The following is a 22,797-nucleotide window of genomic DNA, read 5'->3' on the forward strand; positions in this document are numbered from 1 at the left end:
GCTATATTAAGAAGTTCTGAAAAACCGGATTACAGAGCCTCGCCGCAAACGTGGCCGGACGACCATGCCCACTGGAAATTGTAGCCGCCGAGCCAGCCCGTGACATCGACGCATTCGCCGATGAAGTATAGGCCATGTATAGATTTCGCCTGCATTGTCTTCGAATCCAGATCGGCCGTATCTACCCCTCCGAGCGTGACTTCGGCGGTGCGATAACCTTCCGAACCGGCGGGCCGCAGGCGCCAGTCCTGCACAGAGCGCGCGATCTCGTCGAAGACCTTGTCGGAGCAATCGGCAAGCTTGGCGGCGTTCGGGTGTTTTTCGGCAAAGAACTGCGCCAGCCGCTTGGGCAGGATTTCGGCAAGCGCCGTCTGCACCATCTGCTTGCCGTTTGCCTTGCGCGCGGCCTTCAGGTCATCGGCAATCTTGCGGTCCGGCTCGATGGCGATGGCGATCTCGTCGCCTTCACGCCAAAAGGAGGAGATCTGCAGGATCGCCGGCCCGCTCAGGCCCCGATGGGTGAAGAGCAATGCCTCGCGAAACGCCGTCTTGCCGTGGCGCAGCTCGGCGGGTGCCGCGATGCCGGAGAGCGGCGCAAGCTTTTCCAGAAGACCGGGATCAAGCGTCAGCGGCACAAGGCCCGGGCGCGTCTCGACGAGCTTCAGGCCGAACCTTGCGGCAATGTCATAGGCAAGCCCGGTCGCGCCCATCTTGGGGATCGACTTGCCGCCGGTGGCGACGACCAGCGACGTCGACTCGATCTGATCGCCGCGGTCGGTGGTGACGCGAAACCCGTCCGGTGTCTTGTCGACCGCGGCAATACCGGTCTGCAGCTCCAATTTGGCGCCGGCAGCGTCCATCTCGGCAAGCAGCATGCGGATAATGTCCCTGGCGCTGTCATCGCAGAAAAGCTGGCCGAGCGTCTTTTCGTGAAAGGCTATGCGGTGGCGGCTCACCAGATCGATGAAATCCTGGGCCGAATAGCGGGCGAGCGCCGACTTGACGAAATGCGGGTTGCCCGAGAGGTAGTTCTTCGGCCCGGCATGGATATTGGTGAAATTGCAGCGGCCACCGCCGGAAATGCGGATCTTGTCGCCCGGCGCCTTGGCGTGGTCGAGCACCAGCACCGAACGGCCGCGGCCTCCGGCGCGGATTGCCGCCATCATGCCGGCGGCGCCCGCGCCCAGGATCACCACATCGAATTTACGCGCCAAGATCAATTCCTCTGATTTCTAGCGGTTGTCTCCCCCGCTCTTCGCCATAGTTCCTGCAAAGTCAACGCCTCCCCTCGCCATTCGCCAATCCGTGGCTATGATGGAACAATCGATCAACCCTAAACGGTGTGTCATGCCCACAAAGAAAGCCAATCCTGCTGCTGCTGAAGTCGGCTCGGTCGCGAAGGCGGCCGTCGCCCAACCAACGCTGACCTCGCTTCGCGGCGTCGCCGACTGGCAGGAGGCCGCGGCATGGCTGCGGGCGCGCGGGATCGAGGATATCGAATGCATCACACCCGACCTGGCCGGCGTGCCGCGTGGCAAGATGATGCCGTCGTCGAAATTCACCTCCAACACCTCCCTGGCGCTGCCATCGGCGCTCTACCGCCACACGATTTCGGGCGAGTATCCTGAAGAGACGGCAAGCTTCCGCTACGAGCCGCGCGACAGCGACCTCAAGCTGGTGCCGGATCTTTCGACATTGTCCGTCGTGCCGTGGGAAACCGACCCGACGGCGCAGGTGATCTGCGACATCGTCGATACCGAGGGAGAAGCGGTCGCCTACACACCGCGCAACGTGCTGAAGAACATCGTCAACCTTTACAAGGAACGCGGCTGGAAGCCGGTCGTCGCACCGGAAATCGAATTCTACCTCGTCGCCAAGAACGAGGACCCGGATTATCAGCTGCATCCGCCGAAAGGCCGTTCGGGCCGCGCCATCCTCGGCGGCCAGGGCTATTCGATCGCCGGCATCAACGAATTCGACGAACTGATCGACGACATCTACCACTTCTCCGAAAAGCAGGGGCTGGAGATCGACACGCTGATCCATGAAGAAGGTCCGGCGCAGCTCGAAATCAACCTGCGCCACGGCGATCCGGTGGAACTGGCCGATCAGGTGTTCATGTTCAAGCGGACAATCCGCGAGGCAGCGCTGAAGCACGGCATCTACGCCACATTCATGGCCAAGCCGATGCAGGGGCAGGCAGGTTCGGCGATGCACATCCACCAGTCGGTGGTCGACATAGAGACCGGCGCCAACATCTTCACCGGCAAGGACGGCAAGGCTTCGAAGGAGTTTTTCCACTTTATCGGCGGCATGCAGACCTATGTTCCGAAGGCGCTGGTGATGATGGCGCCCTATGTGAATTCCTACCGCCGCCTGACGCCCGACATGGCGGCGCCGGTCAATACCGCCTGGGGCTATGACAACCGCACCACCGCCTTCCGCGTGCCGGTTTCCGACCCCGCGGCGCGGCGCGTGGAAAACCGACTGCCGAGTTCGGATGCCAATCCCTATCTGGCGCTGGCGGCCTCGCTCGGCTGCGGCCTGCTCGGCATCATGAACAAGATCGACCCGACGCCCCCGACGGACGAGACGGCGAACGAAGGGGCTATCTCGTTGCCGCGCGACCTGCTGAAGGCCGTGTCGCTGATGGAGGAGGAGCCGGAACTGACCAAGGTGTTCAGCCCGGAATTCATCGGCATCTATGCCGGCGTCAAGCGCGGCGAGTTCGAAACCTTCATGCAGGTGATCAGCCCCTGGGAGCGTGAATTCCTGCTGCTCAACGTGTAAGGATGCGCTGATGGATGCAAGTCTGGCAGACGTGCGTTCCGGCGATCAGTGGCAGAGCCCGATCGCGCCCGGAATTTCCTGGTATCAGGCAAGCGTCGGCGAGCGACCGACCTATCCGTCGCTCGACGGCTCGCAAACCGTGGACGTGGCAATCATCGGCGGCGGCTATACCGGCCTGCAGGCGGCCTACACGCTGGCGCGGTCCGGTGTCTCGGTGGCGCTGATCGAAGGCGGCCATTTCGGTGACGGGGCTTCCGGCCGCAATGGCGGGCAGCTCGGCACCGGCCAGCGCTGGTGGCCGGAGGATGCGGAAAAGGAGCTCGGCTACGAGCGTTCGAAACTGCTGTTCGACATGGCGGAAAACGCCAAGCGGCATCTGCATGAATTTGCGACGATCAACGGCATAGACATGGAATACATGCCCGGCCACATGATCGTGTCGCACAAGAAGGGCCATGACCGCGAGTATCGCGCCAATGCGGAGATCGCCGCCGAACGCTATGACTATCCGCATCTGACATTCATGGATGCGAAAGAAACGGCGGAGCGGGTCGGCACAAAGGATTATTTCTGCGGCGTGCGCGATACCGGCACCGGGCATGTCCATCCGCTGAAACTGCTGATCGGGCTGGCGCGGGTGGCGAAAGCCGCGGGTTCGGCGATCTACGAAAACACGAAGGCCACCGCAATCCGCCGTGAGGGCGCCAGGATCAAGGTCGAGACGCCCAGAGGCACGCTTTCCGCCGACCGGGTGCTGATCGCCACCAATGCCTATATCGGCGATCTGGAACCTGTCACCTCGGCACATGTGATGCCGATCGGATCTTTCATTGCCGCAACCGAACCACTGGATGCCTTTCCGCATGTCATTCCCGGATCGGAATCGGTTTGCGACAGCCGTTTCGTCGTGCGTTATTTCCGCAAGTCGAAGGACAACCGGCTGCTGTTCGGCGGGCGTGAGGTCTATTCGTCGAAAAACCCGAGCGATACGGCAGAGGCGATCCGCAGCCAAATCGTCACCACCTACCCGGCGCTGAAAGATGTGCGCATCACTCATGCATGGGGCGGCAATGTCGGCATCACCCTGCCGCGCCGGCCATTCGTGCGACAGGTGATGCCGGGCGTGACGGCGATCGGCGGCTATTCCGGCCATGGCGTCATGCTGTCAAATTACTGCGGCAAACTTTATGCTGAAATGATCGCCGGCAAGCCAAGTGAACTGGACATGCTGGCCGATCTCGATGTACCGGCTTTTCCCGGAGGACATATGATGCGCAAGCCACTGCTTTTCTTCGCACTCACATGGTTTGCGCTAAGAGACCGCATCTGAGGCAGCCATTTCGGACTAGCCTTTTTAAATCGATTAGCATAAGACACACCCCAACCACACATAATGAAAGTTGAGCGATGAGCAGCCAGATCATTCCAGTGGAACCATTCGATTGCATCGTCTTCGGCGGAACCGGGGATCTTGCCGAGCGCAAGCTTTTGCCGGCCCTTTATCACCGACAGATCGAAGGCCAGTTCTCGGAGCCGACGCGGATCATCGGCGCATCGCGCAGCGCGCTTTCTCACGAGGAATATCGCAAATTCGCCGAGGATGCCCTCAAGGAGCACCTGAAGAAGGGCGAGTATGACGAAGCGCAGGTAAAAACCTTCTGCGAACGCATCTACTACGTCTCCGTCGATGCCAAGTCCGACGGCGGATGGGACAAGCTGAAGAAGCTGCTCGACGAAGGCACCGGCAAGGACCGTATCCGCGCCTTCTACCTCGCCGTCGCACCGGGCATTTTCGGCGCGATCTCGGAAAAGATCCGCGACAACAAGATGATCACGGCAAAGACGCGCATCGTCGTGGAAAAGCCGATCGGCCGTGACCTTGCTTCGGCGCTGGAACTCAACGACACGATCGGCAAGGTGTTCAAGGAAGAACAGATCTACCGTATCGACCATTATCTGGGCAAGGAAACCGTCCAGAACCTGATGGCGCTGCGGTTTGCCAATGCGCTCTACGAGCCGCTTTGGAACGCCAACTATATCGACCATGTTCAGATCACGGTGGCGGAAGCCGTCGGCCTAGAAGGCCGCGCCGGTTACTACGATACCGCCGGCGCGCTGCGCGACATGGTGCAGAACCACATCATGCAGCTTTTGTGCCTCGTCGCGATGGAAACCCCCTCTTCGATGAACTCTGAAGCCGTGCGCGACGAAAAGCTGAAGGTGCTGCGCGCCCTGAAGCCGATCAATGCGGAGAATGTCGAGCAGATGACCGTGCGCGGCCAGTACCGCGCCGGCGCTTCCGCCGGTGGCCCGGTAAAGGGCTATCTCGAAGAACTTGAGGGCGGCGTTTCCAATATCGAGACCTTCGTCGCCATCAAGGCAGAGATCGGCAACTGGCGCTGGGCGGGCGTGCCCTTCTACATCCGCACGGGCAAGCGCCTGACCGAGCGCATGTCGGAAATCGTCATCACCTTCAAGCCGGTGCCGCACAACATCTTCGACGCAGCGGCCGGCCGCATTTCCGCCAACCAGCTGATCATCCGCCTGCAGCCGGACGAAGGCGTCAAGCAATCGCTGATGATCAAGGATCCGGGTCCTGGCGGCATGCGCCTGCGCAACGTATCGCTGGACATGAGCTTTGCCGAGGCCTTCAACGTGCGCAGCCCCGACGCCTACGAGCGCCTGCTGATGGACACGATCCGCGCCAACCAGACGCTGTTCATGCGCCGCGACGAAGTGGAAGCGGCATGGGAATGGGTCGACCCGATCCTCAAGGGCTGGGAAGAAACCGGGCAGGTGGCCCAGGGCTATACGGCCGGCACCTGGGGTCCTAGCCAGGCAATCGCGCTGATCGAGCGGGACGGCCGCACCTGGCACGAGGGCTGATAGACCATGGCATCGACACTTCATAGCTTTGCCGATGGAACCGAACTGGCGTCAGCGCTGGCCCAGGATGTTTCCGCACGGCTGGAGGCGGCGATCGCAACCCGAGGAACGGCGTCCATCGCCGTTTCCGGCGGCTCCACGCCGAAGCGCTTCTTCGAGGCGCTTTCGGCCGCCGACATCGACTGGAGCAAGGTCAAGGTAACGCTGGTGGACGAGCGTTTCGTGCCCGCCGATAACCCGCGTTCCAACCATCTTCTGGTCGCCACGCACCTCTTGAAGGATAAGGCCGCAGCTGCGACATTTATCCCTCTTTACCACGAGGCAGCCTCGATAGAGGCTGCAGCCGAGATTGCGACGAAGGAGACGGCGCCCATTGCCGACCCCTTCGACGTGGCGATCCTCGGCATGGGCGGCGACGGCCATACGGCATCGTTCTTCCCGCACGGCAACAATCTCGCCAAGGCGATCGATCTTTCCACCCCGCGCGGCGTCATGACCATGGCCGCAGAGGGTGCCGGGGAAGAGCGTTTGACGCTCACCTTCTCCGCCCTTTCGGATGCGCGTACACTGGTGCTGCACATCGAGGGCCAGGAAAAGAAAGAGGTACTGGCGAAGGCGCAAGCCGGGTCGGACGAAACCGAGATGCCGATCCGTGCCGTTCTGAACCGGGCGGCATCGCCTCTCGACATCTACTGGGCGCCATAAGGCGCTCTTGCCGGCGCCTCGGCAGACGGGCGCCGGTCCAACCGTGAGACTGCAATCCCGGTGGCTTCGGCCTCTCCCAGGCCGGGATTGACCGAAGGAGGATTTGACATGGCGGCGCATTCCAGCATCGAAGCGATCACGGCACGGATCGTCGAGCGATCGAAACCCACCCGTGAAGCCTATCTCGGCCGCTTGGGCCGGGCAGTTTCCAAGGGCACGAATCGCGCCGTGCTATCCTGCGGCAACCTCGCCCATGGCTTCGCGGTCTGTTCCCCCTCCGAGAAGGACGCGCTTGCCGGCGACGTCGTTCCGAACCTCGGCATCATCACCGCCTATAACGACATGCTCTCGGCCCACCAGCCCTACGAGACATTTCCGCCGATCATTCGCGACGCGGCACGCGAGGCCGGCGGCATCGCCCAGGTGGCTGGCGCCGTGCCGGCCATGTGCGACGGCGTGACCCAAGGGCAGCCGGGGATGGAGCTGTCGCTTTTCTCGCGCGATGCGATCGCCATGTCGGCGGGCATCGGCCTGTCCCACAACATGTTCGACGCCTCCGTCTATCTCGGCATCTGCGACAAGATCGTTCCGGGCCTCGTCATCGCAGCGCTTTCCTTCGGCCACCTGCCGGCCGTCTTCATTCCCGCCGGGCCGATGACGACCGGACTGCCCAATGACGAGAAGTCGCGCATCCGCCAGCTCTATGCGGAAGGCAAGGTCGGGCGCGCCGAACTGCTTGAGGCTGAATCCAAGTCCTATCACGGCCCCGGTACCTGCACCTTCTACGGCACCGCGAATTCGAACCAGATGCTGATGGAGATCATGGGTTTCCACATGCCCGGCGCCTCCTTCGTCAATCCCGGCACGCCGCTGCGCGAAGCACTGACCCGCGAGGCGACCAAGCGGGCGCTGGCGATCACCGCGCTCGGCAACGAGTTCACGCCGGCGGGCGAGATGATCGACGAGCGCTCGATCGTCAACGGCGTCGTCGGCCTGCACGCCACCGGCGGCTCGACCAATCACACGATGCATCTCGTCGCCATGGCGCGCGCGGCCGGCATCTGTCTCACCTGGCAGGACATTTCCGAACTGTCGGATACCGTGCCGCTTCTCACCCGCGTCTATCCGAACGGGCTTGCCGACGTGAACCATTTCCACGCCGCCGGCGGCATGGGCTTCCTGATCAAGCAGTTGCTCAAGACCGGCATGGTGCATGACGACGTGCGCACCGTCTTCGGCCACGGGCTGGAGGCCTATACGGTGGAAGCCAAGCTCGGCGCCGATGGACAGGTGACGCGCGAGAGCGTGCCGGATGTCAGCGGCGACCCGAAAGTGCTGACGACGATCGAGGCGCCGTTCCAGACGACCGGAGGGTTGAAGATGCTGACCGGCAATATCGGCCTCGGCGTCATCAAGATTTCTGCCGTCAAGCCGGAGCGCCATGTCATCGAGGCACCGGCAATCGTCTTCCACGACCAGCAGGGATTGCAGGATGCGTTCAAACGCGGAGAGTTGAACCGCGATTTCATCGCCGTCGTGCGCTTCCAGGGGCCGAAGGCGAACGGCATGCCTGAACTGCACCGGCTGACGCCGCCGCTCGGCGTGCTGCAGGACCGCGGCTTCAAGGTGGCGCTCGTCACCGACGGGCGCATGTCGGGCGCATCCGGCAAGGTGCCGGCGGCGATCCACATGACGCCGGAAGCATCCGACGGCGGTGCGATCGCAAAGATCCGCGATGGCGACATGATCCGGCTGGATGCGGTTTCCGGCACGCTGGAAGTGCTGGTCGATGCGAGCGAGTTCGCCGCCCGGACACCGGCCGTCGCCGATCTCTCCGAAAACGAATTCGGCATGGGCCGCGAACTGTTTTCGGCCTTCCGCCGCAATGTCGGACGGGCTGACCAGGGCGCGAGCGTTTTTGCCTGATCGACCCAGCTGATCGGCACGAGGGCGGCATTGCGCCGCTCTCGCATTTGGCGGCAGACATGCTATCTATAGTGGTATGGCTAAGAAACCTGCGACCACGACCGAGACAAGGATCATCGACCCCAAGACGGGAAAGGTTCTTATCGTGCGCGGCCTAGGCTCAATGAAGGATTTTCCGCTCGATATCGACCCGGCAATCGACCTGACCAAGCCGATTTACGAGCAGGTTCTCGAGCTTGAAAAAGCCGGCAGGGATAAGTGATTGGCCGGAGCGCTGCTCGACACGCATGCGCTCTATTGGGCCGTTAGCGGCGAAAGCCGCCTTTCCGACCAAGCCGTGAGACTGCTGGGTGAAAGCCAGAACGACAATCGGCTGTTCATTTCACCGATAACCGCATGGGAGCTGTCGCTGGCCGCTCACAAGCGTTTCAACGCAGTGAATTTCGGCAATCTGTCGATCGACGAATGGCTGAGGGTTGCACGCAAGAAGATATTGGTACGGTCTCTACCGATCAGCCAGCGTATCGCCATCGAGGCGGCAGGCGTGGCTCGGGATACCGAGCATCGCGATCCTGCGGATTGCTATGTGATGGCCACCGCGCGCGTACGCAAGCTTCCCCTGATTACGCGCGATGCGGCCATCCTGAGGATCGCCGCATCGGGATATCTGGACGCCGTCGCCTGTTGACGGCCCGACCGCGTGGCTCACCAGCTGCGGATATCGAGCTTGCGGTCGCGGTGGTTGGGGTGTGTCGAGAAGACGAAAATGCGGTCGAGTTCCTTCTGCGTCAGAAGGCGCAGGAAACGGACGTTGATCGTGTTGTTGGCGTTGACGCGCATCAGAAGGCAGCCGACCTTGGAGATGCGGGCGTCCGGGATATCCAGATAAAACTGCTGCGGCAGATTATACTGGGTCATCAGGCCGAGAACAGCCTCGCTCATCGAAATGCCGATCACGTCGCAACGGCGCTGCGCCATGTTGAGAATGGCATTCTCGGTGTATTCGATGCGGCCCGCATTCATCGTGTCTTCCATCTTGAACCGCTTCTCGCGGTCATACATGAAAGACTCTTCCTTGTTCAAAAAGTGGTTTCTATTTCCCGGTGCCGCAGCCACGACTAATCTCCTGTCATTACTCTGACGAGACTAGCGCCGGAAGTTTAACAATGGGTATGTGAGTATAAGTTCTTGCTTGAGAATGTTAACCTTTAGAGCCGGTAGGTCCGACCATCGGCATCGAAAAGATGCAGTTTCTCAGGCACCGCGGAAAGGCGAACGATATCGCCCTTTGCCACATCGGAGAGGCCCTGAAGCTTGGCGATGACGGGCTCTTCACTGCCGGCGACCTCGATATAAAGCAGCGTCACCTCGCCCAGCGCCTCGACCAGCAGAACACGGCCTTCGAGCAGATAGTTTTCGTCGGTCACGACCTGAAGATCCTCCGGGCGGATGCCGAGACTTGCGGGCTTGCCTTGGTCCGCAGCCGGAACGGCGATCGGCAGGCGCGCCTGCTTTCCGCCTTCGAGCGTGACCGCCGATACATCTGCCGCCTCGGCCACCTTCGCCGACAGGATGTTCATCGCCGGCGAACCGATGAAACGGGCAACGAAGAGGTTGGCCGGACGCTCGTAGAGCTGGAGCGGCGGGCCGACCTGTTCGATGCGTCCGGCGGACAGGACCACGATCCGGTCGGCGAGCGTCATCGCCTCGACCTGGTCATGGGTGACGTAGATCATCGTCGTATCGGCCATCTTCTCCTTGAGCTTGGCGATCTCGATACGGGTGGCGACGCGAAGTGCCGCATCGAGGTTCGACAGCGGTTCGTCGAAGAGAAAGACCTTCGGGTTGCGGCAGATGGCGCGGCCGATGGCGACACGCTGACGCTGGCCGCCCGAGAGCGCCTTCGGCAGGCGATCGAGATAGGGCGTCAGCTGCAGGACATCGGCCGCCGCGCGGACGCGGCGATCGATCTCCTCCTTGCTCTCGCGGGCGATCTTCATGCCGAAGGCCATGTTGTCGAAGACCGTCATGTGCGGGTAGAGCGCGTAGGACTGGAAGACCATGGCAATGCCGCGGCGCGACGGCGGGACATCGTTGACGACCTCGCCATCGATGAACATCTCGCCGGCGGTGATGCTTTCAAGCCCGGCGATCATCCGCAGCAGCGTCGACTTTCCGCAGCCCGACGGGCCGACGAAGACGACGAACTCACCCTCCCTGATATCCAGGTCGATGCCGTGCAGCACCTTCACCTGGCCGTAAGACTTGCGGATGTCCTTCAGCGTCACACCGGTCATGGTCTTCTACCTCCCCTTGTTACCCTTTTGTCGATCGCGTTTTCGTGTCTGCTTCCATCAGGCCAGGCGGGCGAAGAATGCACCCCAGCCCGGCAGTTCAACGCCACGCCCTTCGAGCGTCGTTTCGAAACCGTGGCCGGTCAGCACTTCCCAGTCACCGCTCGGCAACTGTGCTCCGATGGCGCCGGCGCTCATGTTGAAGATGCACAGGATCGTCTCGTTGCCATGATGCCGCTTGTAGGCGAGCAATGGCCCTTCGCCGGGCAGGAATTCGATATCGCCCTTGGAGAGCGCCGGATGCTCCTTCCTGAACGCAAGGAAGCGACGATACTGTTCGAGCACCGAGCCGGGATCGCCGCTCTGGGCGCTGACGGCGCGCAGCTGGTGTTCCACCTGCACCGGCAACCAAGCCTTGTCATGTGTGGTGAAACCCGCCTGATGGGTCTGTGCATCCCAGACCATCGGCGTTCGGCATCCGTCACGGCCCTTGAATTCCGGCCAGAACTGGATGCCGTAGGGATCCTGCAGATCGGCATAGCCGATATCGGCCTCCGTCAGGCCCAGTTCCTCACCCTGATAGAGGCAGACGGAGCCGCGCTGGCTCAGCAGGATCGCGGCGGCGAGCTTGGCGAAAGCGTCGCGGTCGAGGATCTCCTGGCCCCAGCGACTGACATGGCGGACCACGTCATGGTTGGAGAAGGCCCAGCAGACCCAGCCCTCGGGCGCGGCAGCGGCAAAGGCATTCTGGGTTTCGATGACGCGTGAAGGGGTCAGCGGATCGGGTGCCAGGAATTCGAAGGCATAGCACATATGCATCTTGTCGCCGCCCGACGTGTACTCGCCGACGATTTCCAGCCCGCGCTGGCTGTCCCCCACCTCGCCAACGGCGGCGATCGCCGGAAACTCGTTGAGCACGGCACGGAAGCGCTTTAGGAACTCGACGTTTTCCGGGCGGCTCTTGTCGTAGAGGTGCTCCTGGAAGTTATAGGGGTTGACCGCAGGTGCGGTGGCGGCATTGCGCCGTTCCGGGGCGAGCGCCGGATTGTTGCGCAATTCCCTGTCGTGGAAATAGAAGTTGATCGTGTCGAGGCGAAAACCATCGACGCCGCGCTTCAGCCAGAAGCGGGTGAGATCGAGAAGCGCATCCTGCACTTCCGGGTTATGCAGGTTGAGATCCGGCTGCGAGGTGAGGAAGTTGTGCATGTAGTACTGCATGCGCGTCGGATCCCAGTGCCAGGCCGTGCCGCCGAAGATCGACAGCCAGTTGTTGGGCGGCGAACCGTCAGGCTTCGGATCGGACCAGACATACCAGTCGGCCTTGGGATTGAAGCGCGACGCGCGGCTTTCGATGAACCACGGGTGCTGGTCGGATGTGTGCGACATGACCAGATCGATCATCACCTTGATATTGAGGCGATGGGCTTCGGCGATCAGCGTGTCGAAATCGGTGAGCGAGCCGAACATCGGGTCGACATCGATGTAGTTGGAGACGTCATAGCCGAAATCCTTCATCGGCGACGGGAAGAAAGGCGAGATCCAGACGGCATCCGCACCCAGCGCCGCGATATGCGGCAGGCGGGCGGTGATGCCCTTCAGGTCACCGATGCCGTCATTGTTGGAATCCTGAAACGAGCGCGGATAGATCTGGTAGATGACGGCGCCGCGCCACCAATCGCGATCGATTGCCTTGTCGGATGTGGCGCCATGCTCTGCGGAAATGGTCATTCAATATCCTTGTGCGTTTGATTGGGTTACCCGCCCTTGACCGAGCCTGCGAGCAGGCCGCGGACGAGATATCGCTGCAGGGCAAAAAAGACGAGAATTGGGACGATAATGGTGATGAAGGCGGATGCGGTGAGAATTTCCCACTTTCCGCCCTGAGAGCCTAAAAGCGCATTGAGCGCCCCCGTCAGAACCAGTTGGTCGCGGCCGGTGCCGAGGAAGACCATGGCGACGAGCAGATCGTTCCAAGTCCAGAGGAACTGGAAGATGGAAAAGGATGCGAGCGCCGGGAAGGACAGGGGCAGCACGATGCGCACGAAGATCTCGAAATCCGACGCCCCGTCGACACGGGCGGATTCGATCACTTCCTTCGGCAGCCCGGCGATGTAGTTGCGTAAGAGATAGATGGCGAGCGGCATGCCGAAGGCGGCATGTGCCAGCCAGACGCCGACATAACTGCGCGACGGCAGGCCGAAGAACGCACCGATCTCGTTATACATGGTCAGCAACGGGATGAGCGACATCTGCAGCGGCACGACGATCAGGCCGACGACGACAGCGATGATGATGCCGCGGCCGGGAAAGCGCATCCATGACAGGGCGTAGGCCGCAAAGGCGGAAATCAGGATCGGGATGATGGTTGCCGGGATCGCCACCGTCAGTGAATTGACGAAGGCCTGGCCGATGCCCTGCGAAGTCAGGACCGTGCGGTAATTGTCGAACGTGAAGGATGGCGGCTGCGTGACGGAGAGATAGACCCGCTGGCCGCGCCTTCCTTCGAAGGCGGCGTTCTTTGACAGCGTATAGGTGCCGTCCGCATTTACGACGAGCGTCTCGCCATCGCCGAGATCCGCCGTTTCGCCGGCGGCAAAGGCAGTCGGTTCCGCCACGCGTGTGCCGAAAGCCTGCACGTTGCCGGGCTTGCCGGCACCCTCGTCATCGAAGACGGAGCCGGAGATGACGTAGTTCGGCCCTTCCTGGCGGGCGGTCGACGGATCGCCGAGGCGGGCGGCGCTGGTTTCGGGCGCGCCGCTGAAGGCAGTCCACCAGCCGGAGGAGGCGATCTGGCCTGCATCGCGGAACGAGGTCACGAGGATGCCAAGCGTCGGGATCAGCCAGAGGATGCAGATCACGAGGACGGAGGCGTGAACGATAAGCCGCGGAAGGCCGATGCGGCGAAGGCTTGCTGCAGCGTTCATGTCAGTGCCCTCCCCGATCTTCGCCGGCCTGTCTTATGTTCCAGATCATGATCGGCGTGACGGCGGCCATGATGACGAGTGCTATCACCGCGCTGCGGCCGCTGTCGCCGCCGCCGCGGAACATCCAGTCGAACATCAGGTTGGCGAGCACCATCGTGTTCCACTGGCCGTTGGTCATGGTCAGCACGATGTCGAAAACCTTCAGGACGAGGATAGTGATCGTCGTCCAGACGACGGCGATCGTGCCCCATATCTGCGGCACCATGATCTTCCAGAAGATCTGCCAGCCGTTGGCGCCGTCGATGACGGCCGCCTCTATCGTTTCTTCCGGAATGCCGCGCAGTGCCGCCGAGAGGATGACCATGGCAAAGCCGGTCTGGATCCAGATGAGGATCGCCATCAGGAAGAAGTTGTTCCAGAGGGGCAGCGCGATCCAGACCTGCGGATCGCCGCCGAAGAACTGCACGATGGCATTCAGGAGGCCGATCTGCGCCTCGCTGCCGCCGCGGAATTCGTAGATGAATTTCCAGATCACCGAGGCGCCGACGAACGAGATCGCCATCGGCATGAAGATCAGGCTTTTGGCGATATTGCCCCACCAGATGCGGTCGGTCAGCACAGCGATGACGAGGCCGAAGAAGGTGCAGGCAGCCGGCACGACGGCAAGCCAGAGGATGTTGTTGAGGATCGACTGGCGGAACTGATCGTCGGTGGCCGCCCAGTGATAGTTGGCAAGCCCGACGAAATTGCCGCCGGAGCGATCGTAGAAAGAGAGGATGAAGGTGGCGATCACGGGGTAGACGAGATAGACGACCATGAGGATCAGCGCCGGGCCGAGAAAGAGCCAGGGGCGGATCGCCGACTGGCTTCGCAGATTGGCCGAGGCGCGCCTCGTGTCGCCGACCCGCACCGGGAATGCCAGTTGCAGCAGCTTGTCGGATAGCCAGTAGTAGAGCGCGCAGGCAAACACGCCGGCAATGACGGCCCCGAAGGCCGAAACGATCTGTGCTGTCATAAAACCCCTCCCCTTGTTGTTTCGTTGGGCTGACGCACCTCCCAACACCGGCCGTTACGCTTGTGGATTGCCCCTCATCCACCTGCCGGAACCGTCTCCCCGCAGGCGGGGCGAAGGACCTACGCCGCAGCCTCTCCGGTGCCCCTCGCCCCGTTTACGGAGAGAGGGGCACCGAGCGAAGCGGAGGCGGGGTGAGGGGCCGCTCCAAACTCTGCGTTGCCCTACTTCAATCCATCCCAAGCCTTCTGGATATCGTCGGCGGAGGCCTGAGCATCCTTGCCGCCAACGTAGTCGATCATGCCGGTCCAGAAGGCGCCGGCGCCGATCTTGCCGGGCATCAGGTCGGAGGCATCGAAGCGGAAGGTGGTGGCGTTGGTCAGAAGTTCACCCTGCTTCTTCAGTACCTCGTTGGCATAGGCATCGAGGTTGACGCCCTTGTACGGCGTCAGGAACGAGGCCTGCGCCATCCACACTTCATGGGCGATCGGGGTTTTGAGGAACTCGATGAAGGCCTTTGCCGCCGGCGTGTCCTTGGTCACGGCAAACAGCGTTCCGGCACCGAGAACCGGCGTTCCGAGTTCGGGCTTTGCGGCATATGTCGGAAGGTAGAAGAAGTCGGCGTCGACGCCCAGTTCCTTGTCCGGCGGGAAGAAGGACGGGACGAAGGAGGCCTGGTGATGCAGGTAGCATTTCGGCGGGATGTCGAAGAGGCCCTTGGGGCTGTCGCGGAAATCGGTGGAGGCGACGGCCGGCACGCCGCCGGCGACGTATTTGTCGTTCCTGGCGAACTTGCCGAATTCCTCGATCGCGCCAACGACCGCCGGATCGTTGAACTTCACTTCATTCGACACCCACTTGTCGTAGGTTTCCGGCGACTGCGTGCGCAGCATCATGTCCTCGACCCAGTCGGTCGCCGGCCAGCCGGTGGCACCGCCGGAGCCAAGCCCGATGCACCACGGCACGCCGCCGTCCTCGACGATCTGGTCGGTCAGCGCGAACAGTTCCTCCATCGTCTTGGGAATTTCGTAGCCGGCCTCCTCGAAGTTTTCGGGAACGTACCAGACCATCGACTTGAAGTCGGCCTTGAAGGGGAAGGCGAAATAGGCGTCTGCACCATCCTTGCCCTTGTAGCTGCCGTAGCGGATCCAGTCCTCGCCGGAGCCGTAATTGGTCTTGACCCAATCCTCGGTCTCCTTGCCGAGCGGGATCAGGAACCCTTTGGCTGCAAGATCGGCCAGAAGGCCCGGCTGCGGCAGGATGGCGATATCGGGAGGCGAACCGGCCTGGGTATCGATGACGATCTGCTGCTCGTAATTTTCCGAGGAGGAGTATCTGCCGTTTGCCCCGGTGGCGGCATTGAAATAGGCGAGCACGCTGTTGAAGAGGATTTCATCCTCGCCGCGCCACGGGCCGAACAGGGTGAGGTTCTGCCCTTTCAGATCGCCATGGGCCGCCTTGAAATCCTCAAAGCTCTTCCAGTTGAATTTCGCATCCTCGCCGGGAGGAAACTTCAGTTCCTGCGCGACAGCGCCCCCCGCCAGCATGGCAACCAAAGCGGTGCCGACCCATACTGAAGTCCTCATCCCAATATCCTCCCGTCAGAAATCGTTTTTCGATCTGAACGCCGCCTTTCAAAGAAGGCAGTCTGGAGAATGATTTAAGGCACTTGCGGAGGTTTCAAGGGGCGGTCGCGCAACCAGCGCGCGACACATGTTCGCGCTCGCTCAGAATTTCGGCGCCGCCAGCCCTGCAACGCGATGGGCGGCGATCACGGTGTTGGCCATCAGCATGGCGATCGTCATCGGACCGACGCCGCCGGGAACCGGGGTGATCGAGGCTGCGACTTCCGATGCCTCGGCGAAAGCGACGTCGCCGACCAGCTTCGTCTTGCCTTCACCCTTTTCCGGTGCTGCAACGCGGTTGATACCGACATCGATGACGGTAGCGCCAGGCTTCACCCAATCGCGCTTGACCATTTCCGCGCGTCCGACGGCCGCCACGAGAATATCGGCATTGCGGCAGACGGAAGCCAGATCCTTCGTCTTCGAGTGGGCCATGGTGACGGTGGCGTTGGCGGCAAGCAGCAGCAGGCCCATCGGCTTGCCGAACAGGTTGGATCGGCCGATGACGACGGCGTTTAGGCCCGACAGATACTCGCCATGGACGCGTTTGATAAGCAGCATCGAACCGGCCGGCGTGCAGGAGATGAGACCGCTCGACAGGTCGCCGGTGGCGATCTTGCCGGCGTTGGCGATGTTCAGTCCGTCGACATCCTTTTCCGGCAGGATCGACTGGATGATCGGATCGGAATCGAGGTGCTTCGGCAGCGGCAGCTGGACGAGAATGCCATGGATCGACGGATCGGCGTTCAACGTATCGACCAGCGCCTGAAGCTGGCCTTGCGTCGTTTCTTCCGGCAGCGTGTGCTGCACGGAGTTGAAGCCGCATTGCTTGGCCATCTTGCTCTTGGAATTGACATAGGCGTGGCTTGCCGGGTCGTTGCCGACGATGACGACGGCAAGACCGGGCTGGATGCCGGTCTTTTCGACGAGAGAGGTAGACGCCTCGGTTACCGCGGAAATGACGGAGGAAGCCGCTTCCTTACCATCGATCACTGACGCCATTACGAAGATCCTCGCTCCAATTGCCTGAAACTTATGCGATCGGCGGCGAGCCGATTGCCCATCCACGCCCTATGCTGTCCCGTTGCGGCAAATGCAAGGAGTTTATCGGCCAAAGGCTATCGGGGGCACCGGAGGGGACGTCAGCCCGTTGCCTTCAGGTCTTCGTCGCCATCATCGGCACCCTGACCGTGGAGACGGACGAGTTCGCGCAGTTGTGCAAGCTCGCGCTGCAATTCCAGAAGCTCGTCCATGTCATAGGTGGGCATCTCATGGGCCGGTGCTTCATCCGTATCTGTCGACGCGGTTTCCCATGGCAGCCGGCGCGGCTCTTCCAACCAGCGCTCATGCGATTGCCCGACAAGCGGATCGACAAGCGGCGGAAGATCGGCCGTTGCGGCGGGACGGCGATGTTCGAGCAGCATGTCGCGCATCCGGTCGCCGAAAGCCGGACTGTTGGCGGCCACCCGCTCTTCCACCGGATCTGGATCGGGTATCGCCCAGCCGGCGGAGCGGTCGTCGGGAGCGGCGGTCCATGCCTCGATCTCGCCGACCTGCTGCGGCTCGACCGTATCCGATCCAGACATTTCGTCGGAGGTCTCTTCGGCGAATGCGACATCGACGGAGAGATCCTCGGCCGCAAGCGGCAGATCGACCGGCATGTCTTCCAGTTCATCTGCCAGGCGCAACTGCTGGCGATAGCGGCGGGCGACCAGCGCAAGGCCGGCAGCAAGGCCGACGAGCGTGCCGCCACCCACCAGAAGCCAGGGGTTGGTACCGAGGGCTTCGACCGCCACCGGCGCGATGACGCGCGGAGGCGTTGTCCTTGCCGGCTGCGCGGTCGAGGGGCTCGATTCCGCCTTTTCGAGGTTCCGATGCGCCTCGGCGGCGGCGGCCTGAAGGTTTGCCAGCTGGCGGGCATGGTCATCCAGTTCCCGATCCGACGACAGCGCGGCGCGGCCGGCTTTCAAGTCGTCGAGTGACGTAGTGCTAGACGCCACCTGTTCCTTCAGCGACGTAACGAGACGGGCGAGCGCGCTGCCGATATCGCGCCTCGCGCCATCGAGCGCGCCCTGCGCTGCGGCACGGCGCGGGTGCCTGGGGCCGAGATCGATGGAAAGGCGCTGGACTTCCAGTTCCGCCTGGACATAGCGCTGACGCTCGTATTCGACGCCGGTGAACTCGAGATTGTCGGGCAGCGGGCCGGCCAGCACATCGGCGAGCTTCATCGATGCGGCCGTCTTCTGCTTGTCGGTCAGGTCCGCCAGGTGTCGCTCGACGGCGTCGATCTGCGCCGTCATTTCGCTGCGCCGGTCCTGCAGCACCTTCAAGCGCGCCAGCACCGGCTCACCGAGCTTGGCGGCAAAACCCGAGACGGCGGATTCGGCGCGGTCGGCGGCGCGGCGCATCGCCGCCAGTTCGGGGCTCGCCTGCGTGCCGGCGTAAACGACCACCAGACGGCGGAATTCATCCGTCAGCCGCTTGGCGATCGTCGTTGCCGTTTCGGCACTGCCGGCCTCCACGCCGATCAGAACCGTTGCCGCACCGGCGTCATAATCAATCGAGACGGCATCCTGGAGGCGCTTGCGTACCGCATCCTCCGCTTCCGAAACGGTGGTGACATCGCCCGAGAATACATCGGACACGAGCGCGAAGACCGACGGTCGGCTGGCGGCGAAATCATCGCCACGACCGAGATTGAGGGCGCGGATGACGTTGTCGAGTGCGGCGCTGGAGCGGAGTTCGGCGATCGACGAACGCACGGCCTCCTCGCTGGCGCCGGTTGCAACAAGCCTGGTTTCGGCCCGGTATTCGCCTGGCAGGTAGGGTGTGGCGGCAAAGGACAGACCGGCGCCGATGGCGGCCGCGACACCCGCCGTGACGACGGCCGATCGCATGCGTGACAGCATCGAGGGCATCTCGCCAGGCGCTTCCCCGCCTTCAGCGGCGATATGCGTCGGTCCGTACATCGTTTGCGACCCCTGCACGCGGCGGGGTTCATGAGGGGACAGGACCCCAAACACCGCGTTGATTAACGCAGTCTAAACTTTCGTGCCAAACAAAAGGTTAATATGGCCGGCCGATGTGGATGGCGAGATTTGCCGCGCAGCCGGCTTTTTCCGCGATCGCCCTGCCCCGTCGGTTGTCGGCGGCGCTGACGATCATCACGTCGCAACGGCCACCGTTCTCGCCGGTGAGAAATTCGTGCCAGGGGGCATGGGCCTTGAACCTGTCGGCCAGAGCCTGCGACCTTCCCGGTTCTTCCGTCACGACGAGGATACGGAGCGGCTGTTCGGCGAAGGTGAGGAAGGCCGGCAGGAAATCGGCAGGCCTGAATGCCACGGTCATGTCGCGAAAGCCGGTCAGGCGCAGCAGGGTCCGCGACATGCGGCCGAGTGCGGGCAGGAGCAGGTGACGGCTGACCACGCGCCGTTCTGCGCGGTCGACGATGCAGCGGGCGATCAACGCCTCGTCGAGAAATGACACGGCGCTGCGGCCACCCGGCACGCGCGCAAGACTTTCGGCAAGCGAAAGTGCCCTGTCCCAATCGAGACCGTCAAGGGCAGAACTGCCCTTCCGGCCGGAGCCGACGGCTGTGATATTGTGTCCGGCAAAGCTCATCGGGGCGTCCTGCGGCGCTTGAGGATGTGTTGCATCCGTGCCTAGCAGGCCGCGGTTTAGGCGCGTCTAAGGAAACCGCTAAAAGTCTCGCGATCCGCCTTCTTATGGGAAACGGCAAGCGCCAAACGACAAAAGACCGGGCTTGAACCCGGCCTTTTGTCGTTTGTTGTGTCGCTCTCTCAGTGGCCGGTCGAAGGTGCAGCGGCAGCGCCGTCGACCTTGGCGCCTTCGACGATCTGGGTCGCGGGCGGTGTGCGCCCGTTGCGCGAGGCATTGGTGCGGATGTCGTCCTTGGACATGTAGTCGAGTTGCTCGACCAGAACTTCGGCGACGATCTCGTCGTGCAGCTTGGCGTTCATATCCGCCTTGATCGCGGTTCTGAATTTTTCGAGGTCGAAAGCGCCCGGATTGGACAGGTCGACCATCCTGTTGCCGATCAGGAGCGTGTAGAGCTGGTCGGTCATCAGTTCGGTGATCGGCAGCTCGACGTCGGCGATCTTCTGCTTGTCCATCATGAAGGAGATGCGGCCGATGAAGTAGCCCGATACGGCACCATCGGCGATCATCGGCACGGTGATCGATTCACCGCGCACGAGCTCGAGCTGGCTGCGCCTTTCGGCCTCCTCATCCACCGGTGCCGGACCGGCCGCCATCTGGACGGAAAAATAGACCGCGCCCAGCGTGACGATGCAGACCCAGAAACCGGTGAGCAGAAGCTTGACCATGAGGCTCAGGCCTCACCGTAGCTGAACTGTTCCTGGGTATAGGTGCCGTCGCCATCGGCATCGCGTGCCGCATTCTTGAGGATGTCGGCGACCGCACGGACGGCGTGAAGATGGGCTTCGACGCGGCGCGCGTTGAGCGCCAGCTTGCCCTTGAGGCTGTGCATCTGGTCGATGTGATTGACGGCCAGCTGCTTGGGATCGGTGCCGCGGAAAAGCATGGTCAGCTCATAGAGGCAACGGCTCTTGTGGGCGTTGGACACCTTGAGATCGAACTGCGGGTCGGCGCCGATGCGCTGATTCTCGTTGTCGATGATCATTTCCAGCCGGCCGAGGACGGTCTTGATACGATAATCGCTGGATACAACTTCCATGGTGTTTGCCTCAATGTGTGTCATGCTCAGGCCTCGTTCTTCTTATCTACGGTCGAAACCCCGAGGACCTGTCTCTGGAAATCGTTGACCATGCTGACGGCGCGGCTGCGATCGTTCTCATCGGTCGCCGCGTTCGCCGCACCAGTGCGCTGAAGCGCCTTGGAATACATCTGCTCGGCCAAGCCGATGCCGCCGGACTTGGACATTTCATCGGAGATCTTCTCCGCCATCATGCCCTTCCAGAATTCACCGGCCGAACCCTTGCCGTACACTTCCTCGCTGTCGCTCGGCAGCATGGAGTTGACGAAGGTCGAAAGGATGGAGGCCTCGAACTTGCGATATTCGTCCGGCATTTCTGCCCGATCGGCCTTTTTCAGGTTGCCGACGTGGTCGAGGCCCGCCTTGGTGCCGGGCGTATCGATCAGATCGACGGCGGCGCCGAAACCCTTGCCGGCATCCGCGAGGCTCGAAGCCGCGAATGCGGCACGGTTTGCCTGCAACTTCGCCTGGGCTGCCTGAACTTCTGCCGGATCAGCGGCCCGAACGACGTCGAGCACCAGATCGCTTGGAGGAGAAATCGCCACGTCCTGTCCTTTCATACCGCCGCGTTCTCCACCACCAAAGGCGGCCCCGTACGCGGCAAGAGTTTGAAATTGCACCACATACGCGAGAAGTCCCCGATGCGTGCGGTGCGATGCGCAGGACTATGACGATTGAAGCTTGCTGGAGGCTGGCGCAGCGAGCATCATTTCGATGAGTTCGTAAATGGCGTTGTCGGCATCCTCGCGATCTTCCAGTTCGCGGGCGTCCTTCATGTTGTCTTCCAGCCGGTCAGCCTTGGTGCGTTCCTTCATCACCTTCATTTCCTGCATCTGCTGGACGCCTGCGAGCTGGCGCTCCTTGACCGTCAGGCGGCCGACGCGCTCGGAATATTGCTGGGCGAACTGACGGTGGATGGGATCGATGGAACCCAGCGCCTCGACGGTGTTCTCGATCGACTGGTTGACCTCGGCGCGGTGGCGCACGGTCGCCGCCAGGTCGGAATCGGCCATCTTTTCCAGATGCCGCTGCACGGCAACGAGGCGTTTCAGCTTTTCGGATCGCTTGGTGGAACCGGATGCCATGGATTGCCCCCTAGAAATTCGAAAAGACCGGGCCGAAGCCGTCAACGAACTGACGCAACAGGACCGCGATCGACAGATAGACGAGGAAGATGCCGCCGGCCACGAGGAACGGCGTTGAGATGAAGTAGACCGGGATCTGCGGCGACAGCTTGTTGATCAGGCCGATTGCGACGTTGAACATCAGGCCGTAGATCAGAAACGGACTTGCGAGTCGCAACATGATCATCGTCGTTGCGCGCAGCGTATCGGTAAGCGTGATCAGCATTTTCTGCGGATCGAGAACGTCGCCGAGAGGGGTCGCCGTATAGGAATCGATCAGCGCCCTGATGACGATATGATGGAAATCCATCATGAACAGCAAAAGCAGACCGCAAAAGGTCAGCATGCTGGTCAGCGTCGGGTCCTGGGTCTCTTCCAGAACGTCATGCCCGCCCGGCTGCGACAGGCCGATCGACATGGTCAGGATCGCGCCGGCATATTGCAGGCCGAGCGTGTAAAGCCTGGCGATCAGGCCGTACATGACACCGATCATCGTCTCGGTGACGATGAGGCCGACATAGGTCGCGCCGGGCGAGGATGCACGCGGATAGATCGTGTCCCACAGAACCGGCAGGATCGCCATCGAAACGGCGACCGCCGTGAACAGCCTGATCTGCATCGGCAGGCGCGAGGAACCGAAGCCCGGCAGGACCATGATGCAGCCGCCGATCCGGCAGAAAGCCAGGAACAGTGCGAGAATGGTGCCCTGCGGGTCAAGGATCATGGGCGTTTTCGGTCAGCGACTTCTGTCGGTC

General features: G+C 62.1%; 22 protein-coding genes. 7 read left to right on the forward strand and 15 right to left on the reverse strand.

The window, feature by feature from the left end:
- Nucleotides 1-29 precede the first annotated feature (29 nt).
- Nucleotides 30-1,220 (reverse strand): BaiN/RdsA family NAD(P)/FAD-dependent oxidoreductase, encoded by a 1,191-nt coding sequence (locus AC0JZ4_RS02175; RefSeq protein ID WP_471884821.1) that lies wholly within the window; start codon nucleotides 1,218-1,220, stop codon nucleotides 30-32.
- A 127-nt stretch (nucleotides 1,221-1,347) separates the two neighbouring features.
- On the opposite strand from AC0JZ4_RS02175, the gene AC0JZ4_RS02180 reads away from it, so the two are divergent.
- The 7 genes from AC0JZ4_RS02180 to AC0JZ4_RS02210 all read left to right on the forward strand — a co-directional run bounded on the left by AC0JZ4_RS02180 (nucleotide 1,348) and on the right by AC0JZ4_RS02210 (nucleotide 8,995).
- Nucleotides 1,348-2,790 (forward strand): glutamine synthetase family protein, encoded by a 1,443-nt coding sequence (locus AC0JZ4_RS02180; protein WP_471884822.1) that lies wholly within the window; start codon nucleotides 1,348-1,350, stop codon nucleotides 2,788-2,790.
- Between the two features lie 31 nt (nucleotides 2,791-2,821).
- Complete coding sequence (locus AC0JZ4_RS02185; RefSeq protein ID WP_471887757.1) at nucleotides 2,822-4,120, forward strand: NAD(P)/FAD-dependent oxidoreductase; 1,299 nt, start codon at nucleotides 2,822-2,824, stop codon at nucleotides 4,118-4,120.
- A gap of 77 nt (nucleotides 4,121-4,197) precedes the next feature.
- Nucleotides 4,198-5,676, forward strand: coding sequence for a glucose-6-phosphate dehydrogenase (gene zwf / locus AC0JZ4_RS02190; RefSeq protein ID WP_471884823.1), 1,479 nt, complete (start codon nucleotides 4,198-4,200; stop codon nucleotides 5,674-5,676).
- Nucleotides 5,677-5,682: 6 nt separating this feature from the next.
- A complete protein-coding gene (gene pgl / locus AC0JZ4_RS02195; protein ID WP_471884824.1) occupies nucleotides 5,683-6,381 on the forward strand; it encodes a 6-phosphogluconolactonase in 699 nt (232 codons plus the stop codon).
- Between the two features lie 108 nt (nucleotides 6,382-6,489).
- Nucleotides 6,490-8,307 carry a phosphogluconate dehydratase gene (gene edd / locus AC0JZ4_RS02200; protein WP_471884825.1) on the forward strand — a complete coding sequence of 606 codons (1,818 nt, stop codon included), beginning with the start codon at nucleotides 6,490-6,492 and terminating at the stop codon, nucleotides 8,305-8,307.
- Nucleotides 8,308-8,383: 76 nt separating this feature from the next.
- Nucleotides 8,384-8,569: a hypothetical protein gene (locus AC0JZ4_RS02205; RefSeq protein WP_471884826.1), complete on the forward strand. Its 186-nt coding sequence runs from the start codon at nucleotides 8,384-8,386 to the stop codon at nucleotides 8,567-8,569.
- A complete protein-coding gene (locus AC0JZ4_RS02210) occupies nucleotides 8,570-8,995 on the forward strand; it encodes a type II toxin-antitoxin system VapC family toxin (RefSeq protein WP_471884827.1) in 426 nt (141 codons plus the stop codon).
- 17 nt (nucleotides 8,996-9,012) lie between these two features.
- Here the strand turns inward: AC0JZ4_RS02210 and AC0JZ4_RS02215 are convergent, their stop codons facing one another.
- The 14 genes from AC0JZ4_RS02215 to fliR all read right to left on the reverse strand — a co-directional run bounded on the left by AC0JZ4_RS02215 (nucleotide 9,013) and on the right by fliR (nucleotide 22,766).
- Entirely contained in the window at nucleotides 9,013-9,369 is a 357-nt protein-coding gene (locus AC0JZ4_RS02215) for a hypothetical protein (RefSeq protein WP_471884828.1), read from the reverse strand.
- A 146-nt stretch (nucleotides 9,370-9,515) separates the two neighbouring features.
- Entirely contained in the window at nucleotides 9,516-10,604 is a 1,089-nt protein-coding gene (locus AC0JZ4_RS02220; protein WP_471884829.1) for an ABC transporter ATP-binding protein, read from the reverse strand.
- A gap of 57 nt (nucleotides 10,605-10,661) precedes the next feature.
- Entirely contained in the window at nucleotides 10,662-12,329 is a 1,668-nt protein-coding gene (gene bglA, locus AC0JZ4_RS02225; RefSeq protein WP_471884830.1) for a beta-galactosidase BglA, read from the reverse strand.
- Nucleotides 12,330-12,355: 26 nt separating this feature from the next.
- Entirely contained in the window at nucleotides 12,356-13,525 is a 1,170-nt protein-coding gene (locus AC0JZ4_RS02230) for a carbohydrate ABC transporter permease (RefSeq protein WP_471884831.1), read from the reverse strand.
- Nucleotide 13,526: 1 nt separating this feature from the next.
- Nucleotides 13,527-14,540, reverse strand: a complete 1,014-nt coding sequence (locus tag AC0JZ4_RS02235) for a carbohydrate ABC transporter permease (protein ID WP_471884832.1) — start codon at nucleotides 14,538-14,540, stop codon at nucleotides 13,527-13,529.
- 221 nt (nucleotides 14,541-14,761) lie between these two features.
- Nucleotides 14,762-16,123: an ABC transporter substrate-binding protein gene (locus tag AC0JZ4_RS02240; RefSeq protein ID WP_471884833.1), complete on the reverse strand. Its 1,362-nt coding sequence runs from the start codon at nucleotides 16,121-16,123 to the stop codon at nucleotides 14,762-14,764.
- Nucleotides 16,124-16,264: 141 nt separating this feature from the next.
- A complete protein-coding gene (folD, locus tag AC0JZ4_RS02245; RefSeq protein WP_471884834.1) occupies nucleotides 16,265-17,164 on the reverse strand; it encodes a bifunctional methylenetetrahydrofolate dehydrogenase/methenyltetrahydrofolate cyclohydrolase FolD in 900 nt (299 codons plus the stop codon).
- A 140-nt stretch (nucleotides 17,165-17,304) separates the two neighbouring features.
- On the reverse strand, nucleotides 17,305-19,131 hold the full coding sequence (locus AC0JZ4_RS02250; RefSeq protein WP_471884835.1) for a GumC domain-containing protein: 1,827 nt from the start codon (nucleotides 19,129-19,131) through the stop codon (nucleotides 17,305-17,307).
- 97 nt (nucleotides 19,132-19,228) lie between these two features.
- Nucleotides 19,229-19,783 (reverse strand): hypothetical protein, encoded by a 555-nt coding sequence (locus tag AC0JZ4_RS02255; protein ID WP_471884836.1) that lies wholly within the window; start codon nucleotides 19,781-19,783, stop codon nucleotides 19,229-19,231.
- Nucleotides 19,784-19,962: 179 nt separating this feature from the next.
- Entirely contained in the window at nucleotides 19,963-20,508 is a 546-nt protein-coding gene (locus AC0JZ4_RS02260; RefSeq protein ID WP_471884837.1) for a hypothetical protein, read from the reverse strand.
- Between the two features lie 5 nt (nucleotides 20,509-20,513).
- The gene (locus AC0JZ4_RS02265) at nucleotides 20,514-20,879 is read right to left on the reverse strand and encodes a hypothetical protein (RefSeq protein WP_471884838.1); all 366 of its coding nucleotides are present in this window, start codon (nucleotides 20,877-20,879) and stop codon (nucleotides 20,514-20,516) included.
- Between the two features lie 26 nt (nucleotides 20,880-20,905).
- Nucleotides 20,906-21,463: a rod-binding protein gene (locus tag AC0JZ4_RS02270; RefSeq protein ID WP_471887758.1), complete on the reverse strand. Its 558-nt coding sequence runs from the start codon at nucleotides 21,461-21,463 to the stop codon at nucleotides 20,906-20,908.
- Nucleotides 21,464-21,583: 120 nt separating this feature from the next.
- On the reverse strand, nucleotides 21,584-22,003 hold the full coding sequence (locus AC0JZ4_RS02275; protein WP_471884839.1) for a hypothetical protein: 420 nt from the start codon (nucleotides 22,001-22,003) through the stop codon (nucleotides 21,584-21,586).
- 10 nt (nucleotides 22,004-22,013) lie between these two features.
- On the reverse strand, nucleotides 22,014-22,766 hold the full coding sequence (gene fliR, locus AC0JZ4_RS02280; protein WP_471884840.1) for a flagellar biosynthetic protein FliR: 753 nt from the start codon (nucleotides 22,764-22,766) through the stop codon (nucleotides 22,014-22,016).
- Nucleotides 22,767-22,797: the final 31 nt, after the last annotated feature.

Source organism: [Rhizobium] kunmingense (genome assembly GCF_977018605.1).

Excerpts from the sequence above, each read along its gene's own strand:
- AC0JZ4_RS02180 (WP_471884822.1), top strand. The coding sequence starts at position 1,348 with ATGCCCACAAAGAAAGCCAATCCTGCTGCTGCTGAAGTCGGCTCGGTC.
- zwf (WP_471884823.1), top strand. The coding sequence starts at position 4,198 with ATGAGCAGCCAGATCATTCCAGTGGAACCATTCGATTGCATCGTCTTC.
- pgl (WP_471884824.1), top strand. The coding sequence starts at position 5,683 with ATGGCATCGACACTTCATAGCTTTGCCGATGGAACCGAACTGGCGTCA.
- edd (WP_471884825.1), top strand. The coding sequence starts at position 6,490 with ATGGCGGCGCATTCCAGCATCGAAGCGATCACGGCACGGATCGTCGAG.
- AC0JZ4_RS02205 (WP_471884826.1), top strand. The coding sequence starts at position 8,384 with ATGGCTAAGAAACCTGCGACCACGACCGAGACAAGGATCATCGACCCC.
- AC0JZ4_RS02215 (WP_471884828.1), bottom strand. The coding sequence starts at position 9,369 with ATGTATGACCGCGAGAAGCGGTTCAAGATGGAAGACACGATGAATGCG.
- AC0JZ4_RS02220 (WP_471884829.1), bottom strand. The coding sequence starts at position 10,604 with ATGACCGGTGTGACGCTGAAGGACATCCGCAAGTCTTACGGCCAGGTG.
- bglA (WP_471884830.1), bottom strand. The coding sequence starts at position 12,329 with ATGACCATTTCCGCAGAGCATGGCGCCACATCCGACAAGGCAATCGAT.
- AC0JZ4_RS02230 (WP_471884831.1), bottom strand. The coding sequence starts at position 13,525 with ATGAACGCTGCAGCAAGCCTTCGCCGCATCGGCCTTCCGCGGCTTATC.
- AC0JZ4_RS02235 (WP_471884832.1), bottom strand. The coding sequence starts at position 14,540 with ATGACAGCACAGATCGTTTCGGCCTTCGGGGCCGTCATTGCCGGCGTG.
- AC0JZ4_RS02240 (WP_471884833.1), bottom strand. The coding sequence starts at position 16,123 with ATGAGGACTTCAGTATGGGTCGGCACCGCTTTGGTTGCCATGCTGGCG.
- folD (WP_471884834.1), bottom strand. The coding sequence starts at position 17,164 with ATGGCGTCAGTGATCGATGGTAAGGAAGCGGCTTCCTCCGTCATTTCC.
- AC0JZ4_RS02250 (WP_471884835.1), bottom strand. The coding sequence starts at position 19,131 with ATGTACGGACCGACGCATATCGCCGCTGAAGGCGGGGAAGCGCCTGGC.
- AC0JZ4_RS02255 (WP_471884836.1), bottom strand. The coding sequence starts at position 19,783 with ATGAGCTTTGCCGGACACAATATCACAGCCGTCGGCTCCGGCCGGAAG.
- AC0JZ4_RS02260 (WP_471884837.1), bottom strand. The coding sequence starts at position 20,508 with ATGGTCAAGCTTCTGCTCACCGGTTTCTGGGTCTGCATCGTCACGCTG.
- AC0JZ4_RS02265 (WP_471884838.1), bottom strand. The coding sequence starts at position 20,879 with ATGGAAGTTGTATCCAGCGATTATCGTATCAAGACCGTCCTCGGCCGG.
- AC0JZ4_RS02275 (WP_471884839.1), bottom strand. The coding sequence starts at position 22,003 with ATGGCATCCGGTTCCACCAAGCGATCCGAAAAGCTGAAACGCCTCGTT.
- fliR (WP_471884840.1), bottom strand. The coding sequence starts at position 22,766 with ATGATCCTTGACCCGCAGGGCACCATTCTCGCACTGTTCCTGGCTTTC.